This is a genomic window from Piezobacter thermophilus (genome assembly GCF_055386745.1).
Genome location: NZ_AP042380.1, coordinates 302212 through 320522, shown reverse-complemented (window position 1 = coordinate 320522; position 18311 = coordinate 302212). Strand labels below are relative to the sequence as shown.

General features: G+C 67.2%; 18 protein-coding genes and 1 tRNA gene. 10 read left to right on the top strand and 9 right to left on the bottom strand.

The window, feature by feature from the left end; genetic code table 11:
- Position 1: 1 nt before the first annotated feature.
- From ACZ5CM_RS01580 to ACZ5CM_RS01560, 5 genes are read left to right on the top strand one after another with little or no spacing between them, the layout of a single operon-like run.
- Positions 2-1222: a glycosyltransferase family 4 protein gene (locus ACZ5CM_RS01580; protein ID WP_464640661.1), complete on the top strand. Its 1221-nt coding sequence runs from the start codon at positions 2-4 to the stop codon at positions 1220-1222.
- Positions 1219-2382, top strand: a complete 1164-nt coding sequence (locus tag ACZ5CM_RS01575; protein WP_464640659.1) for a glycosyltransferase — start codon at positions 1219-1221, stop codon at positions 2380-2382. Before ACZ5CM_RS01580 ends, ACZ5CM_RS01575 begins: the two co-directional genes overlap by 4 nt.
- Positions 2379-3494, top strand: coding sequence for a lipid II:glycine glycyltransferase FemX (locus tag ACZ5CM_RS01570; protein WP_464640657.1), 1116 nt, complete (start codon positions 2379-2381; stop codon positions 3492-3494). Before ACZ5CM_RS01575 ends, ACZ5CM_RS01570 begins: the two co-directional genes overlap by 4 nt.
- Positions 3491-4399, top strand: coding sequence for a sulfotransferase family protein (locus ACZ5CM_RS01565; RefSeq protein ID WP_464640656.1), 909 nt, complete (start codon positions 3491-3493; stop codon positions 4397-4399). Before ACZ5CM_RS01570 ends, ACZ5CM_RS01565 begins: the two co-directional genes overlap by 4 nt.
- Positions 4396-5490 carry a GNAT family N-acetyltransferase gene (locus tag ACZ5CM_RS01560; RefSeq protein WP_464640654.1) on the top strand — a complete coding sequence of 365 codons (1095 nt, stop codon included), beginning with the start codon at positions 4396-4398 and terminating at the stop codon, positions 5488-5490. Before ACZ5CM_RS01565 ends, ACZ5CM_RS01560 begins: the two co-directional genes overlap by 4 nt.
- On the opposite strand, the gene ACZ5CM_RS01555 is transcribed toward ACZ5CM_RS01560, so the two are convergent.
- From ACZ5CM_RS01555 to thiC, 7 genes are all read right to left on the bottom strand, one after another.
- Positions 5483-6613 (bottom strand): heparin lyase I family protein, encoded by a 1131-nt coding sequence (locus ACZ5CM_RS01555; protein WP_464640652.1) that lies wholly within the window; start codon positions 6611-6613, stop codon positions 5483-5485. The genes ACZ5CM_RS01560 and ACZ5CM_RS01555 overlap by 8 nt on opposite strands.
- 199 nt (positions 6614-6812) lie before the next feature.
- Positions 6813-7649, bottom strand: a complete 837-nt coding sequence (locus ACZ5CM_RS01550) for a hydroxymethylpyrimidine/phosphomethylpyrimidine kinase (RefSeq protein WP_464640650.1) — start codon at positions 7647-7649, stop codon at positions 6813-6815.
- A complete protein-coding gene (locus ACZ5CM_RS01545) occupies positions 7613-8218 on the bottom strand; it encodes a thiamine phosphate synthase (RefSeq protein ID WP_464642456.1) in 606 nt (201 codons plus the stop codon). Before ACZ5CM_RS01545 ends, ACZ5CM_RS01550 begins: the two co-directional genes overlap by 37 nt.
- A 2-nt stretch (positions 8219-8220) precedes the next feature.
- Positions 8221-8982 (bottom strand): thiazole synthase, encoded by a 762-nt coding sequence (locus tag ACZ5CM_RS01540; protein WP_464640648.1) that lies wholly within the window; start codon positions 8980-8982, stop codon positions 8221-8223.
- A 1-nt stretch (position 8983) separates the two neighbouring features.
- Positions 8984-9181: a sulfur carrier protein ThiS gene (gene thiS, locus ACZ5CM_RS01535; protein WP_464640646.1), complete on the bottom strand. Its 198-nt coding sequence runs from the start codon at positions 9179-9181 to the stop codon at positions 8984-8986.
- On the bottom strand, positions 9178-10155 hold the full coding sequence (gene thiO, locus ACZ5CM_RS01530; RefSeq protein WP_464640644.1) for a glycine oxidase ThiO: 978 nt from the start codon (positions 10153-10155) through the stop codon (positions 9178-9180). Before thiO ends, thiS begins: the two co-directional genes overlap by 4 nt.
- Complete coding sequence (gene thiC, locus ACZ5CM_RS01525; protein WP_464640643.1) at positions 10152-11954, bottom strand: phosphomethylpyrimidine synthase ThiC; 1803 nt, start codon at positions 11952-11954, stop codon at positions 10152-10154. The genes thiO and thiC overlap by 4 nt, the downstream gene beginning before the upstream one ends.
- A 401-nt stretch (positions 11955-12355) precedes the next feature.
- Here thiC and ACZ5CM_RS01520 point away from each other — a divergent pair, with 401 nt between their 5' ends.
- From ACZ5CM_RS01520 to ACZ5CM_RS01510, 3 genes are all read left to right on the top strand, one after another.
- Positions 12356-13006 (top strand): RNA polymerase sigma factor, encoded by a 651-nt coding sequence (locus tag ACZ5CM_RS01520; RefSeq protein ID WP_464640641.1) that lies wholly within the window; start codon positions 12356-12358, stop codon positions 13004-13006.
- Between the two features lie 607 nt (positions 13007-13613).
- On the top strand, positions 13614-14108 hold the full coding sequence (locus tag ACZ5CM_RS01515) for a hypothetical protein (RefSeq protein WP_464640639.1): 495 nt from the start codon (positions 13614-13616) through the stop codon (positions 14106-14108).
- A gap of 159 nt (positions 14109-14267) precedes the next feature.
- Entirely contained in the window at positions 14268-14963 is a 696-nt protein-coding gene (locus tag ACZ5CM_RS01510; RefSeq protein ID WP_464640637.1) for a CBS domain-containing protein, read from the top strand.
- A 63-nt stretch (positions 14964-15026) separates the two neighbouring features.
- Here ACZ5CM_RS01510 and ACZ5CM_RS01505 read toward each other — a convergent pair.
- A tRNA-Lys gene (locus ACZ5CM_RS01505) sits at positions 15027-15102 on the bottom strand.
- Positions 15103-15264: 162 nt separating this feature from the next.
- On the opposite strand from ACZ5CM_RS01505, the gene dapF reads away from it, so the two are divergent.
- Entirely contained in the window at positions 15265-16110 is an 846-nt protein-coding gene (gene dapF, locus ACZ5CM_RS01500; protein WP_464642454.1) for a diaminopimelate epimerase, read from the top strand.
- The gene (gene mtaB / locus ACZ5CM_RS01495) at positions 16107-17363 is read left to right on the top strand and encodes a tRNA (N(6)-L-threonylcarbamoyladenosine(37)-C(2))-methylthiotransferase MtaB (RefSeq protein ID WP_464640635.1); all 1257 of its coding nucleotides are present in this window, start codon (positions 16107-16109) and stop codon (positions 17361-17363) included. Before dapF ends, mtaB begins: the two co-directional genes overlap by 4 nt.
- Before the next feature lie 149 nt (positions 17364-17512).
- Here mtaB and ACZ5CM_RS01490 read toward each other — a convergent pair whose 3' ends face one another.
- Positions 17513-18301, bottom strand: a complete 789-nt coding sequence (locus ACZ5CM_RS01490; RefSeq protein ID WP_464640633.1) for a cytochrome c1 — start codon at positions 18299-18301, stop codon at positions 17513-17515.
- Positions 18302-18311 lie beyond the last annotated feature (10 nt).

Here is an 18311-nt window from a genome sequence, read left to right as displayed (position 1 = left end):
CATGCGCCTTGCCGTGATCGTGACCGAATACCCCAAGACCACGGAAACCTTCATCCTGCGCGACGTGCTGAAATTCGTCGAATTCGAGGCCGAGCTGCGCCTGTATCACCTGGCGCCGTTCAACCGGTCCGAAGTGCTGCACGGCTTTGCCGCACCGACGCGGGCACTTGCCCGGCATGTGGGCCTGGCCGGGCCTCGGGTCATCCTGGCCGCCAGCCGCCGGTTCGGGAGGCTTGGCCGGCAGGCGGCAACGATCCTGCACCGGCAATGGCCCGAGCCGGTCCTTGCCACCAAGTCGCTGGTCGTTGCCACTGCCGCCGCCGCAATCGCGCGCGAGCTGGAGGACTGGGGCGCCGATCACGTTCATGCCGAGTTCGCCGGCCACCCCGCCACCGCCGCGTGGACCGTCCACCGGCTGACCGGGCTGCCTTACTCGGTCAGCTGCCGGGCCCATGACATCTTTCGCAGCCAGCGGCTTCTGTCGGAAAAACTCGGTGCCGCGGCATTCGTGCGCACCGTGAGCGAATTCGGGCGCGACTTCCTTCTTCGCCATGTCGAGGGGCTCGACCCCCGCCGCATCGAGGTAATCCACTCCAGCATCGACTGCGACTCGATACCGGCCCTGCCGCCGCCACGGCACGAACCTTTCCGCATTCTCTTCGTGGGATCGCTGCAGGTGCGAAAGGGAGTCGATGTCCTGCTTGATGCGCTCGCCCGGCTTTCGGTTCCGGGCTGGCGATGCGACATCGCCGGGGACGGCCCGGATCGGGCGATGCTGGAAGCTCGGGCGCGCGGCCTCGGCCTGCAAGACCGTGTCCGGTTCCTGGGCAAGCAGGATTTCGAGACAATCTCGCGCCTCTATGCCGGGGCAAGTGTCGTCGCGGTTCCATCCATCATCGGACCCGCAGGACGGACCGAAGGCATCCCCAACGTGGCGATCGAGGCTCTGGCCTTTCAACGCCCGGTCATCGCCACCGACCTGTCCGGCATCCCGGAGCTGATCCGGAACCGCAAAACCGGCCTGCTGATCGAGCCTGGCTCGGCCGAGGCGCTGAGCCGCGCGATCGGGGAAATCCACGCCGACCCGGATGCCGCATTCCGGATGGCCCGGCGCGGCAGGGCGCTGGTCGAGCGCGAATTTTCCCTTGCCGTCAATGCCCGGCGGCAATTCGACCTGTTCGCAGCGCATGGCCGGGCCCCTGACCCGGAGGGCGCGCAATGAGCGTCGCGTTCTGGACACTGTTCGCCATCACGGCCTTTTCCATGGCGGGTTACGGCCTGCTGTGGGCGGGTCTGGCCGCGCTGTTCGGACGGCGGGATGACACCCGTCTTCCCGGGCCGCTGAACGTCACCATGCTGATTGCCGCGCGCAACGAGGAACAGTCGATCGGGCGCAAGCTGCAAACCGTTCTGGCGCAGCAGATCGCGCCGCACCGCCTCGATGTGCTGGTGGTTTCGGACGGGTCCGAGGACGCGACCCTGACGCGTGCCCTGGAAACCGGCGATCCGCGCGTGCGCGCGTTTCAGACCCCGGCCCATGGGGGCAAGGCGGCCGCGCTGAACGCGGGGCTTGCACGTATTCGCCCCGAGACCGAGATCGTGATCTTTTCCGACGCCAACAGCATGCTGGCACCCGGCGCGCTGCGCGCCCTTCTCGCCCCGTTTGCCGACCCCGAGGTCGGCGGCGTCTGCGGCCGGCCCGAGCCCGAACGCGGCCCGCACAAGGGCTGGCTGGGCCGGGTGGAGCGGCTGTTCTGGGCCTATGACAGCGCCTTGAAACGGTCCGAAAGCCGGCTGGGCGGAGCCGTATCGGCGCAAGGCACGCTTTACGCGATGCGCCGCCAGGATCTGCCCGACAAGATCCCCGAAGATGTGGCCGACGATTTCTTCATCTCGGTTCAGGCCCCCGATCGGGGGCACAGGCTGTTCTTCGCTCCCGAGGCCATCGCCCGCGAAGCGGTCACCGACCGCACGGGGGACGAGTTCCGCCGCCGGGTGCGATCGACCGAACGCGGCTGGCGCGGTCTCATGCGCATGGCCCGGCTGATGAACCCCTTTCGCCACGGGCTATATGCGGTGCAACTGTTCTGCCACAAGGCCCTGCGGCGGCTGGTCGCCTTCCTGCTGCCGGCCCTGTTCGGGGTGAACGTGGCCGTGGCCGATCAGGGCTGGTTCCAGGTGGCTTGCCTCGCCGGGCAGATTACCGTCTATGGACTTGGCCTTGGCGCACTTGCATCCCGGCGGGTTGCGGCCCTGCCCGGCGCCGGACTGTGCGCCTTCTTCGTCATGGGCCATGCGGCGATGGCGCTCGGCATCCTGCGGGCAAGCTTGGGGATACGCAGCACCCGCTGGACCCCGGCCAGGGAGGAACGCCGGGAATGACTGACGCACCGGCAGAACGCCCCGCGACCGCACGGCCCGGCATGACGGTGCGCATCGCCTCCGCGCTGGAGGGCGAGGAACTGAGTGCCGCACTCGAATTCCTGCACCGCTGCCCGTCCGGTTCATGGATGCAACGACCCGACTGGCCCGCCCTCTGCCCGCCCCCGCCACGGCACCGATATGCCGTCCTGCGGGCATTTGACGGCAATGATCTCGCCGGGCTCGGCCTTGCAAGGCTGACGCGGATGGCGCCGGGGCGGTATCTCGCCAACATGCGCCGCGGGCCGGTCACCCCGTCGATCGAAGGACTGCGCGACGTTCTTCCCGCCTTTGCCGATGCCCTGCGCAAAGGGGGAAGCTGTTCCTTCGTGTTCAACCCCCGCTGGGCCGGAGCGGCAGAGGTGGACGCCGTCGCGCAGATCGCAACGGGGCTGGGCGCCCGCCGGCTTCCGCTTGCCGAACAGTCGCTGCATTGCGCCACCGCGCTGGTGGACCTGTCGGGCGACGAGGCCACGTTATGGGCGCGAATCAAGCCCCGCGCGCGCCGGCAGATCCGCAAGGGGGCCACCGCCGGACTGCGGATACTGCCGGCCGCAACCCTGGCCGAAGCCCGCCTGTTCGCCCCGATCCTTGCCGCCTTCCTGCACCGGCGCGGGCTGGGTGCGGAGTCGATCCCTCCGGTGGAACGCATGTGGGAGATGTCCTGCGAAAGAGGCGCCTTTCTGCTGGGCCGGCTGCAAGACCGGGTCGTTGCGGGACACGTGGTCATCGGCGACGGGGACAGGGCCTTCTGGCTTGCGATGGCAAGCGACGAGGGGCTGAAGGACATCCCCGCCGGCTACCTGCTGGTATGGGAAGCCCTGAAGACGGCCCAGGCGCAGGGCTTCCGCTGGTACGACATGGCAGGGGCGCCCCCCCGACACCTGTTGGCGGATCGGGAGATACCCGCCGGGATGCGCAACCGCCATCAGTTCAAGACCGCCTTCGCCCCGGTCGAGGTGCCGCTGGTTCCGGCATGGGTGCTGCCCTTGCGCCGTCCCGATCACGACATCCTGTTCGCCCTGCGCCGCATCTACCGGCGCCGGAAGACGCGGCAGAGGGCGCGACCATGACCCACGCAATCTTCGTCCTCGGTCTTCAGCGCAGCGGCACGACGCTGGCCGCGAACCTGCTGGCGGCGCATCCCGACATCGCTGCGGTCACGGCCGAACGCCATCACGGGGTGCATGAAAGCGTGTTCTTTTCCCATTTTGCACGCATCCATGGCGATTGGTCCGACACCGAGGCGCAAGAGCGCATCCTCCGGGATTTCCTGCGCAGCGACTATTTCCGGCTGACCGGGCTGGGCGAGGATCTGGTGCGGGACTGCGCCCGTCAAAGCGCATCGTCCGGCGCCTTCTTCGGCGCGGTCATGGATGCGCTGGCCAGATCGCGCGGGGCGCGCGCATGGGTGGAAAAGTCACCCCACCACACGCTTCTGGCCGACACGATCGCGGCCCAGCTTCCGCGCGCGGTGTTCCTGTGCGTCACGCGCGACACCGAAGGGCTGTTGCGGTCGCGGCTGTGGTCCTACGGCCGGCACCCGCCCCCGTACCCGCGGCGCGCATTGCCGGTGGCGCGTGCCGCCGCATCCAATGTCTTTCACCGCCGGCACATGGCCGCGCTGCCAGACCGCATCGGACCGGATCGGATCTTTCACGTCACGTTCCGCGATCTGCGCGACGACCCCGACCGCGCGCTTGCTCCGCTCCTGAACCGGCTGGGGCTTGCGCGGCCGGACGGGCTGCGTCCCGAATTCGCGCCGAATTCCAGCTTCGCCTCTGATTCGGAACGCGAACGCGCGCTCTCCTCCACCGACCGGAATCTGGCCCGCCTGGTGGAGACCGCCGCCGAGGCCCTGCCACAGGGTATGCTTGCGGCATTGCAGCGGCGTCTCGCGGCCAGGCGTCCCACGCGCTACCCGGCCTGGGTCTGGCCGCCGGATGAAACCGCCCCGGAGGAGAACCACGTGCCATGACCGGCAATCCGAGGATCGAGGTCATCGACCGCCTGGACAGGCTGGACTCCCTGTCGCCGGCACTGGAGGAACTTGCCCGGTCGAACCGCAGGGCGCGCGCCTTCGACCGGCCCGGCTTCCTGCTGCCGCTGGCCCGCGCGGCGGCGACCGAGGGCAGAAAACCGATGTGTCTGGCGGCATGGCGGGGGCGGGATCTGTGCGGTTTCGCGCCGATCTTCGCGCGCCGCTCGGTCCGCGCCCTGTTCGGCTGCCGGCTGGGCCCGCCGCGGTTCGGGGAAACGCCCCAGTTTTCGCTGCTCACGGCACCTGCCGACGCCTCCGACGAGAACGCCGGAGCACTTGCCCGGTACTTGCGACAGCTCCCATGGATTGAACAGAGATTTCCACTGGAATCCACCGATTCCGTTTTCGCGTCGGCCTGGGCGGAGTCCTTCGCCACCCCCGGATTTTCCGTCAGACGCGCGCCGGGGCCGAAGCTCCACATCGCCGGCGGAGCGAAAAGCGGCGACGACTATCTTCGCATGCTGTCTGGAAAGGCGCGCAACCGGGTCCGGCGGTATCGGCGCCGGCTGGAGGAAGGGGGCGGCGAGATCGAGATGCTGACCGGCCCGATCGACGTCGAACCCTGCATCGACGATATCGGGAAGATCGTCAGGCGCAGCTGGAAGGCCACGGCGCGGATGCAGTCCGTCGGGATGCGGCTTCTTGCCGGGCAGATCTGCAATCTCGTGCCCGACGGCACCATGCGCCTGTGGTTCGTCCGCGTCGGCAACCGGCGGGTCGCGGTGAACGTGGAACTGAAGGACGGCGCCGGGCGGCGGTCAGGGTATTTCACCGCGCAGGATCCGGCTGCAAACCGGCTCTATCCCGGCCTCAATCTCGTGGTCACGATCGTACGGCAGGCCTTCGATGAAGGCGCCCGCCAGATCGACTACTGGAACGCACGCAATTACGTCAAACCGCTGGCCACGGGGCAAAGAGAGACGATCACACTTGCGATCACCCGCACGGATGCGGTTTCGCGGCTCCGGCTCGCGGCATGGCGACGCCTGCGCCGGACCGGAACGCGGGAGAGCGACGCCTCTACATGAAATAGAAATCGTCCACGCCAAGATCGGAAAGCGAGACGTTCTTCAGCAGCATGGTCGTCACGCCGTAATGCACCAGAACGCCGTTGCCCTGATCGACCCAGTCGATGCGGGAACTTTCGCTGGCCGGGACCTTGAAGCCGATCCGGTCCTCCCCCGGCGTGAAATCGGCGACCACGTCGTTGCCGCCATTGTTCACGAACACGAACACGTCGCTGCCTGCGCCGCCCTTCATGAAATCGTCGCCGCGGCGGCCGTTCAGGATGTCATCCCCCGCCCGGCCGAACAGCTCGTCATCGAACTTGCCGCCTCTGAGCGTGTTGTCTTTCGCATTCCCCGTCAGGGTCTTGCCGAAATAACCCCAGTCGGGATCGGCGAGTATCGTAGCCGGGTTGGCCTCGGTCCCGCCGCGGTAGATCGTTTCGGCCTCGTTCACGGCTTCGCGCAGGTCCGGCCTGTAAAGCTGCGAGATGCCATTGTCGTCAACGGTGATGGCAACCTTGCGAATGGCGATCGCTGCCGCGCTGTCGAGGTTGGCGTTGGCGGTCAGGCCCACCTGAACCCGGTCGATCTCGCCGCCCTGCAGGGTGTAGCCGGTGCCGGCGACCGCCGCCGGCGTGAGCATCGTCGCGCCGCGCTCATCGACCACAAGCGTCCCGTCAAGGAACACCTTGACCCGACCGGTCGCGGCGTCCCCCGGCGTCATCACGACGCGCAGGCTGTGCCACTGGTCGGTCTGAAGCGGCCCGTCCTGGTCGGCCTGCCAGAACGTCGATTCCCCGATCTTGGCCCGGTCAACGCGAATGACCCCGTCGCGAAGCTGGATCCGGATGCCCGGGTTGGTGCCGATGCTGGCATTGTTGCTTTCAAAATCGGCAATGTAGATCGAGCTTGTCGGACTGCCCGCCGGGATCTTGAAACCCATCTTCAATGTGATCGTCCCGCTTTCATCCACCGGGGCAAACCCGGTGCTGAGCGCCGATTTGGCCACCTGGGTGCCAGCGGCATCGCCACGAAAAAGAGCCACCTTTCCCGATTTCGTCAGATCGATGCGCCCTTCCTGCAACTGCAGGATCGTGTTGAAGGCGGCATTGCCGCCGGTCGGGAAATACCCGGTCCGATACATGCCTGTCCTCCCGCGGGTGCAATTGCTGCATGGTCGATGCCGGTTTCTATCTCAGAGATTCGCGGCAAGATTCAGGCGCCATGCCGGTCAACCGCAATTCCGGCAGCTTCCCGCCGGTTCGGCGAGCTGCACCCGGCGGTCGTTCGCCGGAATCCGCCTGCCAGCCGTCCTTGCGGGGGCTGCCGGGTGCCCCGAGACATCATCCGCCGATACCGGACCCCGAATCATGTCCCTTGTCACGCGCTTTGTCACGCCCCTCCATCGCCACGGCGGCGGCCTCGCCAACCCCCGCCTCTGGGGCCGAGATCCATCGGGCGGTGTAGTCCTTCGCCCTTTCGACCGCCGACGGGAGGTCCATCCCCTGCCCGAGAAAGCATGCAATCGCGGTTGACAGCGTGCAGCCCGTTCCCCGCCGCCCACGGGTCCAGCGGGGCGAAGGGTACCGGGTCGCCCCGCCCCGGTCATGCAGGACATCGATGCAAAGCGGCCCCGATCCATGCCCGCCCTTCACCAGAACCGCCCCGGCACCTGCGCCCAGCAACATGCCGGCGCGCTCGTGCGCTGTCGCCGTCCTGCCTGCGGATCCGGTGAGGCGCTCGAACTCGGGCAGGTTGGGCGTCACGACCCGAACCAGCGGCAACAGGTCTCGTAGCATCACCTCCACCCCCGCCCCGTCCAGCAGTTCGGCACCCGAGGTGCTTTGCAGGACCGGATCGAGCACGACGGGGCAGGCCACCGCCCCGAGGGCATCGGCAACCGCCGCCACGATCCCCGCATTGCCCAGCATCCCGATCTTGATCGCATCGACCGGTCCGCTTTCGAACGCCGCCTCGATCTGGGCCGAAACGATCTGCGGGGAAAGAAGGGCGATGTCCCTCACCCCTGCATCGGTCTGCGCCGTCACGCCGGTGACGGCGAAGGCACATTCAACCCCCAGTTCGAGGGCCACGCGCTGGTCGCGGAACAGCCCGGCACCGGCGCTGCCGTCGGTCCCGGCAATCAGAAGAATCCGCGTCTGCCCGTCGCCCTTATCCATTCCCGAACCCTTTTCTCGGGGTTTTCTGCACAAGCAATATCGGTGACGACGGCCGCACTGTCGGCTCCGGCGGCAAACACGCAGGGCAGGCGGTCGGGCGTCAGCCCGCCGATCGCCACCAGCGGCAGCGCCCCGATGCGTGCCTTCCATTCCCGCAGGCGGCCAGGCCCCTGCGGCGCCCAGGGCATCTTCTTGAGCCGGGTCGGCCAGATCGGGCCAAGCGCCACATAGGCCGGATCGCAGGACAGCGCACGGTCGAGTTCGGCCTCGTCATGGGTGCTGATCCCGATGCGGATGCCGGCGCGCCGCAGGGCGGCCAGGTCGGCACCGTCAAGATCCCCCTGCCCGAGATGGACGAAATCCGCCCCCGCCTCGATGGCCAGCTGCCAGTGATCGTTGACGACCAGTCGCGCCCGATGACGGGCACAGCATTCCATGCCGCGGGCGATGTGGCCGCGCATCTCCTCCGTTGCCATGTCCTTGAGCCGCAGCTGCACCAGGCGCACGCCAAGCGGAACCAGCCTTTCCAGCCAGTCCGCGTCGCCGACGATCAGGTAGAACCGATCCAGCATCACGACAGCTCTGCCAGACCGATCAGCGGGGTCGAGGGAACAGCCATGTCGCGCTGGGGCATCAGCCCGGCGGCATGGGCCTCGTGCCCGGCCTCGACCGCGCGGGCGAAGGCGCGGGCCATCGCCACCGGATCGCCGGCCCCGGCAATGGCGGTGTTCAGCAGCACCGCGTCAAAGCCCAGCTCCATCGCCTGCGCGGCGTGGCTGGGCGCTCCGATCCCCGCGTCAACGATCAACGGCACATCCGCGAAATGCGCCCGCATGGAACGCAGCGCCTCCGGGTTGCGCAAACCCTGCCCCGAGCCGATCGGCGCGCCCCAGGGCATCAACACCCTGCAGCCCGCCGCCAGGAGGCGCTCGCCCACGGAAAGGTCCTCGGTGGTGTAGGGGAACACCTCGAACCCTTCGGCGCAGAGGATCTCTGCCGCCTCGACCAGGGCGAAGACATCCGGTTGCAGGCTGTCGCAATGGCCGATCACCTCGAGCTTGATCCAGCGCGTGCCGAACAGCTCGCGCGCCATGCGGGCGGTGGTGACGGCCTCCTTGACGGAATGACAGCCGGCGGTGTTGGGCAGGATCCGGCAGCCCGTCCGCGCCACCAGCGCATGAAAATCGGCGCCTCCCCCGCCCTCGCGCCGCAACGAGACGGTGACAATCCGCGTGCCCGAGGCAGCGATGGCCTCGGCCAGGATCGCCGGCGAGGGATAGCGTGCCGTCCCCAGAAGCAGGCGCGAGGCGATCTCGGTATCGTAAAGGCGCATCTCACCCTCCCTGCATGGGGGCCAGAACCTCGACCCTGTCGCCGGGGCTCAGTTCTGTCCGGTCGCGCGCGTCACGCGGCACGAATTCTCCGTTCAGCGCCGTGGCCACGCAGGCGGCCTGAAAACCGAATTCCTCGACCAGCGCCGAAAGCGTTGTCGAGCGGGCCTCGCGCGGTCGGCCGTTGATCACCAGTTTCATGCCGAAACACCCTGTATCGCATCGGGGGCGTGGCGGTTGCTGACCTGTCGCGCCAGCCGTTCGGCCATGGCCGGGGCCATCAGGAAACCGTGGCGGTAGAAGCCGTTCACGAAAACGCGGTCCGGGCCGTGATGGATGGCCGGCAGGTTGTCGGGGAAGGCCGGGCGCAGACCTGCGCCGGTTTCGATCACGGCCGCCTCGGCGAAGGCCGGGTGCAGCGTGTGGAGCGCCGAAAGCAGTTCCACCGTCGAGCGGACCGTGATCGGGCCGTCGTCGTCGGATTCGATCATCGTCGCGCCGACCAGAAAGCGCCCCTCGCCGCGCGGCACCACATAGGCGGGAAACCGCGGGTGCAGCAGGCGGACGGTGCGGGTCAGCGCCACGTCCCGCGACCGGACCATCAGCATCTCGCCCCGCACGGCACGCAGGTTCGGCAGGTCGTCACGGGCGGCAAGGCCGCGGCAGTCGATGACCCGCCCGCGCGGCACCGTATCGCAGCCCAGCAGCAGCGGCACGCCACGGGCGCGCAGGTTTTCGGCCAGCGCCTCCATGGCGCGGCGGGGATCGAGGAAAGCCTCTTCGGAGAAGAACAGCGCCGCGTCGAACCGCCCCGCGAGATCGGGTTCGAGCGTGGCGATTGCCTCGCGGTCCAGCCGGCGGTGCCCTTCCGTGCGGGCAGCAAAGCGGGCCAGTTCCGCCCGGTCGCGCGCCGGAGCCACCACCAGCGTGCCGCGGCGCGCCACGCCAGGCACCCGCGCCGCCCACCAGTCCACCGCCCCACGCCCCAGCCGCAGAACCTCGGGCGGGGCGATTTCGGCCTCGCAGAAGGGGGCCAGCATCCCGCCGGCATACCATGATGCGCCGCGCGGGGCAGGATCGGTGTCGATCACCTCGACCTCATGCCCGCGTTCGGCCAGGACCGTCGCACAGCACAGGCCCGCCACGCCCGCGCCCAAAACGGAAAATTCCATCATTCCACCTCCCCGACAGGCAGGTAGAGGGCGCCGGCTTCACGGAACTTCTCGGCCATCGCCTGCATCCCCTCCTTCTGCGCATGCGCGCGGATGTCCTGCGATATCTGCATGGAACAGAATTTCGGCCCGCACATGGAGCAGAAATGGGCCACCTTGTGCGCCGCCTTCGGCAGGGTCTGGTCGTGGAACCGGCGCGCGGTTTCGGGATCGAGGGAAAGGTTGAACTGATCTTCCCAGCGGAACTCGAACCGGGCGCGGCTGAGGGCATCGTCACGCAGTTGCGCGCCGGGGTGCCCCTTGGCAAGGTCGGCGGCATGGGCGGCGATCTTGTAGGTGATCACCCCGGTCTTCACGTCGTCGCGGTCGGGCAGGCCGAGATGCTCCTTGGGGGTGACGTAGCAAAGCATCGCGGTCCCGTACCAGCCGATCATCGCGGCCCCGATGGCGCTGGTGATGTGGTCGTATCCCGGCGCGATGTCGGTGGTCAGCGGCCCCAACGTGTAGAAGGGCGCCTCGCCGCAGGTTTCAAGCTGCTTGTCCATGTTGGCCTTGATCTTGTGCATGGCCACGTGACCGGGCCCCTCGATCATCACCTGGCAATCCTTCGCCCAGGCGATTTCGGTCAGTTCGCCCAGGGTTTCCAGCTCGGCGAACTGGGCCTTGTCGTTGGCATCGGCGACCGAGCCGGGACGCAGCCCGTCACCCAGCGAGAAGCTCACGTCATGGGCACGGGCGATGTCGCAGATTTCCTCGAAATGCTCGTAAAGAAAGCTTTCGCGGTGGTGATGCAGACACCATTTCGCCATGATCGAACCGCCGCGACTGACTATGCCGGTCACCCGATCCACGGTCATCGGGATCATGTGCAACCGCACGCCGGCATGGATTGTGAAATAGTCCACCCCCTGTTCGGCCTGTTCGATCAGGGTGTCGCGGAAGACCTCCCAGTCGAGGTCTTCGACCACGCCCCCGACCTTTTCCAGCGCCTGGTAGAGCGGCACGGTACCGATCGGGACCGGCGCGTTGCGGATGATCCATTCACGGGTGTTGTGGATGTTGCGCCCGGTGGACAGGTCCATCACCGTATCCGCGCCCCAGCGGATGGCCCAGACCATCTTGTCCACCTCTTCCTCCATCGAGGACGTCACCGCCGATGTGCCCATGTTGGCATTGATCTTCACCAGGAAATTTCGCCCGATGATCATCGGTTCGGCCTCGGGGTGGTTGATGTTGGCCGGGATGATGGCGCGGCCGCGGGCGATTTCCTCGCGTACGAACTCGGGCGTCACGTAATCGGGAATGGCCGCGCCCCAGTCCCGGCCGTCGCGGGCCGCCGCCTCGCGCATGGCCTCGCGCCCCAGGTTTTCGCGGATCGCCACGAACTCCATTTCGGGCGTGACGATGCCGGCGCGGGCATAGGCCATCTGGGTCACCGCCTGTCCCTGCCGGGCGCGCAGCGGTTGCCGCCGCAGCGGAAATTCCGGCACCAGCCGCGCCCCTTCGGCAAAGCCGTTGTCCGCCGGTTGCACCGGGCGGCCCGCGTGGGGTTCCACGTCGCCTCGGGCCTCGATCCAGCCCCGGCGCAGCGGGGCCAACCCCTTGCGAATGTCGATTTCCGCCTTCGGATCCGTATAGGGGCCGGAGCTGTCATAGACGATCACCGGCAGCTCTCCGGCGGTTGGATGCAACGCGATCCGGCGCATGGGCACCCGGATATCGGGGTACAGCTTTCCCGGCAGATGGATTTTTTCGGATGCCGGCAGTGCACCGACGGTGACCGAGGGGGAAGGACGATTCATCTGGGTTCTCCTCAAGCGTTCACTCAAAAAGACCCGACGTTGAACGATGAGGCAGAAAGTGGCCCATGTGGCCCGAAGATCGGACTCCGCCAGCGGAGCGCTCTTCGATGTGCTTCCTACGCCAGTATCAACTGGGTCAGGTTCAAAGGGTCGCTTCGCCGCACGGTCGATGCCGCGCCGTCAGCCTCTCAGTCCCCTGGGCGGGACTCCCCTGCGTGAGTGCGAGTCGTAGTTTCCGGCCTGCGCGCTGTCAACATCGGCGGCATCGGCGGCTGCACGCGGTGAACTGCCCCTCGGCCTTGATCTGGGTCATTGTGCGCCACACATCTTCGCGCGAGTGTCCTGCTCTGCCCGTTGGGGGTGAATATCTTCGCACCACGCAATTTTCCGGAGTGCCACGAATGATTTCAGGTTCGGTCGAGGCAGGGCGCGGATCCGGGCGATCCGCCACCCGAGACGGCAACGACGCCACCGATCTTGCGCTGATCGCCAGGCGCGAAGCATTTCTGGGCTTCCTCGCCCGGCGCCTCGGCAACCGCGCCGACGCCGAAGATGTCCTGCAGGAATTCTGCCTGCGCGTCTTGGCGCGCAAGGGCCAGCTGCGCGATGCCCGGAGACTGGAATCCTGGCTCTACTCCATACTTCATTCGGTTCTGAACGACCACTTCCGCAAGATCGGCCGGCACGTCCGGCTGGGCCGGGCCTTCGGCCACGAACTGCAACTCGCCGAGCCGGAACCCGACGCCGCCGAGACGATGGCCCATGTCTGCAACTGCGTGCAGGGACTCGTGCCGCAGCTTCGGGCCTCCGACGCCGAGCTGATCCAGAGGATCGACATGGCCGAGGAAGACCGGGCCAGCGTCGCCGCCGAGCTGGGCCTGTCCCGGGGCGCCCTTGCGGTGCGGCTGCACCGGGCCCGCACCGCGCTGCGCGAACGACTTCTGGCACATTGCGGCAGTTGCTGTTCCGATGGTTTCGACGATTGCTCGTGCACGCCTTCCGGATGCGAAAACCCGGTTTCCGGCAGCCACTGCGATCACACGACCGCCTGAACGATCCAGCCTCCGCAAATCGGCCCCCCGTCGCCCGAACGGCCGACATGAGGGCATCGCGACCCGACGTTCTGTAACGTCTCGGCGCGAGGAGCGTCCCTTGTGACGGGAACATCGGCCGCCCGGACCCGAAGATGCGGAGAACCGCAGCATCGGGGCCGGCCGGGGCCGGTGCCCCTGCGGGCGCGACGGCGAGACGCGGGCGGGCCCGGACATCGATTCCATCAATCGGGTCAGCAGGGCCCGACAGGAGGACAGGAATGAAACTTTTCGGCAACAGGATTCGCATGACTCGGCCGGTCAGGCAGGAAGAACCGACCACCGGCACGACGGAGAACGACGCTCGTGGTAAGGATTGTTGTGGCAGCGGAGCGGCAAGGCGACACTCCGGCGAACATTCGGGGTGTTGTGGCGGCCGGCACAAGGAATCGCCGAAAGACCGCCAGCACGGCTGCTGCGGCGGCCACGGATAGCGACCGGACCGGCACCGGCCTGATTTCCCGCTCTGCGCCCCTGGCCGGAGTCATCCTCCGGCAACCGCAGCCCGACGCCCGAATGGCCGCCGGGCACTGCAAGTCGTTGCAACCGCAGACAAGGAGAAGCCAGGATGTATCCCAACCCGGAAAATGCCCGTGCTGCGGCCCGTTCCATGGGCAATGCGCGGAGCGCTCTGACTTTTGGCCTTCTCGCCGGATTCGCGGGCGGGCTGGCCGAAATCCTGTGGATCACGGCCTATTCGGCGGGAGCGGGGGCCGACGCCGCCCGGGTCGCAAGGGGAGTTGCCGAAGCCGTCGGCGCAGCCGGACGTTACGCCGCCGTGCCGCTGGGCGTAGCCGTCCATATGGCCCTCGCCGGCCTGCTCGGCATTCTCGTGGTGACGGCGGCAAGGCGGCTGCCCATCCGGTTTCGCAGGTGGCACTGGGAATTCGCGGTCATTGTCGGCGCGCTGGCAGCGGTCTGGGCTTTCAATTTCCTCGTGCTGCTTCCCGTGATCAGCCCGGCCTTCGTGACGGCGGTGCCGCTGATCGTCAGCTTCACCTCGAAACTCCTGTTCGGTGTTTCGGCTTTCATCGTGTTCGAAATCGCCCCGATCCGCGGGTGATCCCGGCGCCCGGCATGATGGCGCCGCGGGAAACCGGCCCGATCATGCCCGCCCGGACATGCCGCCATGCGCCCTGCGCCCTTGCGGGCCGGATGGGCACCGACCCGGAAGATGGATGAGAACAATTTGCCAGACCCTGCCAAAGAGAAGGAGTTCACCATGCAAGCCAAGGATATCATGACCACCGCCGTCGTCACCGTCCGGCCGGAAGACACGGTCGAAAAGGCGGTTCGCCTGATGCTCGACCACCATGTCAGCGCCCTGCCCGTGGTGGGCAAGGACGATCTGCTTGTCGGGCTGATCAGCGAAGGCGACCTGATGCGCCGGCTTCGCGACAGCGGCAGCAAGCGCCAAAGCTGGTGGCTGGAATTTCTCGCCGATCTCGATGGCGAAGCCGAGGAATACCTCAAGGCGCGCAGCCATCGCGTCGGCGACGTGATGACCCGCAACGTGGTGACGGTGACGGAAAACACGCCGGTCGGCGAAATCGCCCGGACCCTCGAAAAGCGGCGGATCAAGCGCGTGCCGGTGCTCCGGGACGGAAAGGTTGTCGGTATCGTTTCCCGGGCCAATCTTCTGCAGGCGCTGGCCCATGTCGGCGAGGATGCGCTTCCCCCGTCCTCTCCCTCGGACGAGGAACTGCGGCAGGCGATCGCCGCCGCACTGGCCGAGGTTCCCGGCGCACAGGTCAACCTGGTCAACTACACCGTCGAAAACGGGCAGGTAAGCGTCTGGGGCGTGGCCGACAGCGATTTCGTCGAAAAGGCGGTTCGGGTCGCCATCGAGAACGTGCCCGGTGTGCGCGGGATCGAGATGCACCTGGGCCGGTTTCCGTCCTGGGGCTATGGCATATAGGGACGACCCCGCCCCACGCCATGTGAACTGCGCGGCGGGGCGGTGTTTCCCTTGAAGAAGAAGTGGTGAGCCGTGCAGGATTCGAACCTGCGACCCACTGATTAAAAGTCAGTTGCTCTACCAACTGAGCTAACGGCCCACTTCGCCCGCCCGACCCGTGGAAACAGGCCCCGAACGGAACCGGAGTACCCTGTCCGTGTACCCCGTTTAGGCGGCCTAACTAAGAAAGCCTGCCCAGAGGGTCAAGCCAAAAATGACGAAAAATCGGGCGCGGGTGGATTCGCCCCGGCACCGGCGCTATATGCGCCCCATGACCGCTCAGACGCCCCCAGGACTGTCCTTCATGAAGATGCACGGGCTTGGCAACGATTTCGTCGTTGTGGATGCCCGCGAACGGGCGATTCAGATCACGCCGCGACTGGCCTCGGCCATGGCCGACCGGCATTTCGGGATCGGGTTCGACCAGCTTGCGATCATCTCTGCCGGCTCGGGCGACGCGCACCTGACCTTTTACAACGCCGACGGGTCCAGATCGGCCGCCTGCGGCAACGCCACCCGCTGCATCGCCCGCTTCCTGATGGATGAAACGGGAAAGACCGAGCTGCGCCTTTCCACCGATCATGGCCAGCTTGTGGCGCGCGACGCGGGCAACGGGCTGACAGCGGTCAACATGGGGCCGCCCAAGCTGCGCTGGGACGAAATCCCCCTGTCCGAACCTTTGGATACGCTTGAACTGCCCATTGACGGCGCCCCGACTGCAACCGGCATGGGCAACCCCCATTGCACCTTCTTCGTGGAAGACCCCGAGGCCGTGCCGCTGGAAAGCTTCGGCCCGCGTATCGAAACCCACCCGCTGTTTCCGCAGCGCACCAACGTGCAGGTGGCCCGGATCGTTGGGCACGACCATATCCGCATGCGGGTATGGGAGCGCGGCACGGGCGTTACGCTGGCCTCGGGTTCCTCCTCCTGCGCCACGGCGGTGGCCGCCGCACGCCGCGGCCTGACCGGGCGCAAGGTGCGGGTCGACCTCGACGGGGGAACATTGTGGATCGACTGGCGCGAGGACGGGGTCTGGATGACCGGCCCGACCGCGCATGTCTTCTCCGGTACGCTGACGGCACAGTTCCTGGCCGGGGTCGCCGCATGACTACCGCCCCGCGATTCACCACGCTGGGCTGTCGCCTCAACGCCTATGAAACCGAGGCGATGAAGGCCATGACTGCCGCCGCGGGGCTGGAAGACACCGTGATCGTGAACACCTGCGCGGTCACCGCCGAGGCCGTGCGCAAGGCCCGCCAGGAAATCCGCCGCCTGCGCCGCGAACACCCGACGGCCCGGCTGATCGTCACCGGCTGCGCGGCGCAGACCGAACCCGAAACCTTCGCCAGGATGGACGAGGTCGATGCGGTCATCGGCAATGCCGAAAAGATGCGGCCCGAAACCTGGCGCGACCTGGCCGCCGGCCTCATCGGCGATTGCGAACCGGTGCGCGTGGACGACATCATGTCGGTCTCCGAAACCGCCGGCCACCTGATCGACGGTTTCGGAACCCGCTCGCGCGCCTATGTGCAGGTGCAGAACGGCTGCGACCACCGCTGCACCTTCTGCATCATCCCCTACGGGCGCGGCAATTCCCGCAGCGTGCCGGCCGGGGTGATCGTCGAACAGATCAAGCGCCTGACCGACCGCGGCTACAACGAGGTGGTGCTGACCGGGGTGGACCTGACCAGCTGGGGCGCCGATCTGCCCGCCCGCCCACGGCTGGGAAACCTGGTGCAGCGCATCCTCAGGCTTATCCCCGACCTGCCGCGCCTGCGCATCTCTTCAATCGATTCGATCGAGGCCGATGAAGCCCTGATGCAGGCCATCGCCACCGAACCCCGCCTCATGCCGCACCTGCACCTGTCATTGCAACATGGCGACAACCTGATCCTGAAACGGATGAAACGGCGCCACTCCCGCGAAGACGCGATCCGCTTCACCGAAGAGGCACGAAGGCTGCGCCCCGACATCACCTTCGGCGCCGACCTGATCGCCGGCTTTCCGACCGAAACCGACGCGCATTTCGAGAACACCCTGAAACTGGTCGAGGAATGCAATCTCACCTGGCTGCACGTCTTCCCCTATTCGCCGCGCCAGGGCACCCCCGCCGCCCGGATGCCGCAGGTCGAGGGCAAGACCATCAAGGCCCGCGCTGCCCGCCTGCGCGCCGCCGGCAAGGCCCGCGTGCAAGGCCACCTTGCCGCTCAGATCGGCCGGACTCACCGAGTCCTGATGGAAAGCGATACCATCGGGCGCACCGAACAGTTCGCCGAGGTGGTATTCGCCACCCCGCAACCCCAATCCACGATCGTCACCGCGCGCATCCGCGGGACCGACGGAACCCGCCTCACGGCCTGACCCGCCCCCTTCCTCTTGCCTGAAATACTCCGGGGGTGAGGCCCGCAAGGGCCGAGGGGGCAGCGCCCCCTCCGACGCACGCGCGTGAAAATCCCGCGGCCCGAATGGACCGCGGGGCTTCCTTCAACCGCTACTGACGCCGCGGAAGGTCAGGCGCTCTTCTTCTTCCCCTTGACTGGCGCCCACAGGCGCTTGTTGGTCAGGTAGAGAAGAGACGTGAGAACAACCAGCATCAGCACGCCGACAAAGCCGGCCTGCTTGCGGGCCATCATCTTCGGCTCGGCCGTCCACATCAGGAAGGCGGCGATGTCCTCGGCTTCCTTCTCAAGCTCGTTGGAGCTGCCGTCGGCGAACTCCACGTCCTCCCCGACCAGCGGCGGAGGCATGGCGATCCAGCCGCTGGGGAAGGCCTTGTTCTCGTAGAAGGTCGAACCGGCCACTTCCTTCTCCTCGCCGGTATAGCCGGTGAGAATCGAGTAGATGTATTCCGGCCCGCCCTGCCCCTTGAAGAGCGGGTTGATGAGCAGCCCGTTGGGCCCGGTGAACCCCTTGCGCGCCTTGGCCATCAGGCTCAGGTCGGGCGCGTTGTCCAGCGACGATTCCGGGAAATGGTCGGACGGCTTGGCCGGTCGCGTGTCGTCCAGTTCGCGATCGTAGACCTCGAACTGTTCGGCATAGGCGCGAACCGCCTCCTCGGCGAGGCCGGGACCGCCCTCGTCGCCCAGCGTGCGGATCGGCACGAATTTCAGACCATGGCAGGAGGCGCAGACCTCGGTGTAGATCTGCAGGCCGCGCTGCAGCTGCTGCTGGTCGTAGGTGCCGAACGGACCCTCGAACGAGAAATCGACATCTTCGACCTCGATTTCCGGATTGGCCGATACCCCGGTCCCGGTCAGAACCAGGGCGGCAGCGGCAGTGAGTGCGAGTTTCCTGATCATCTTGAAACCT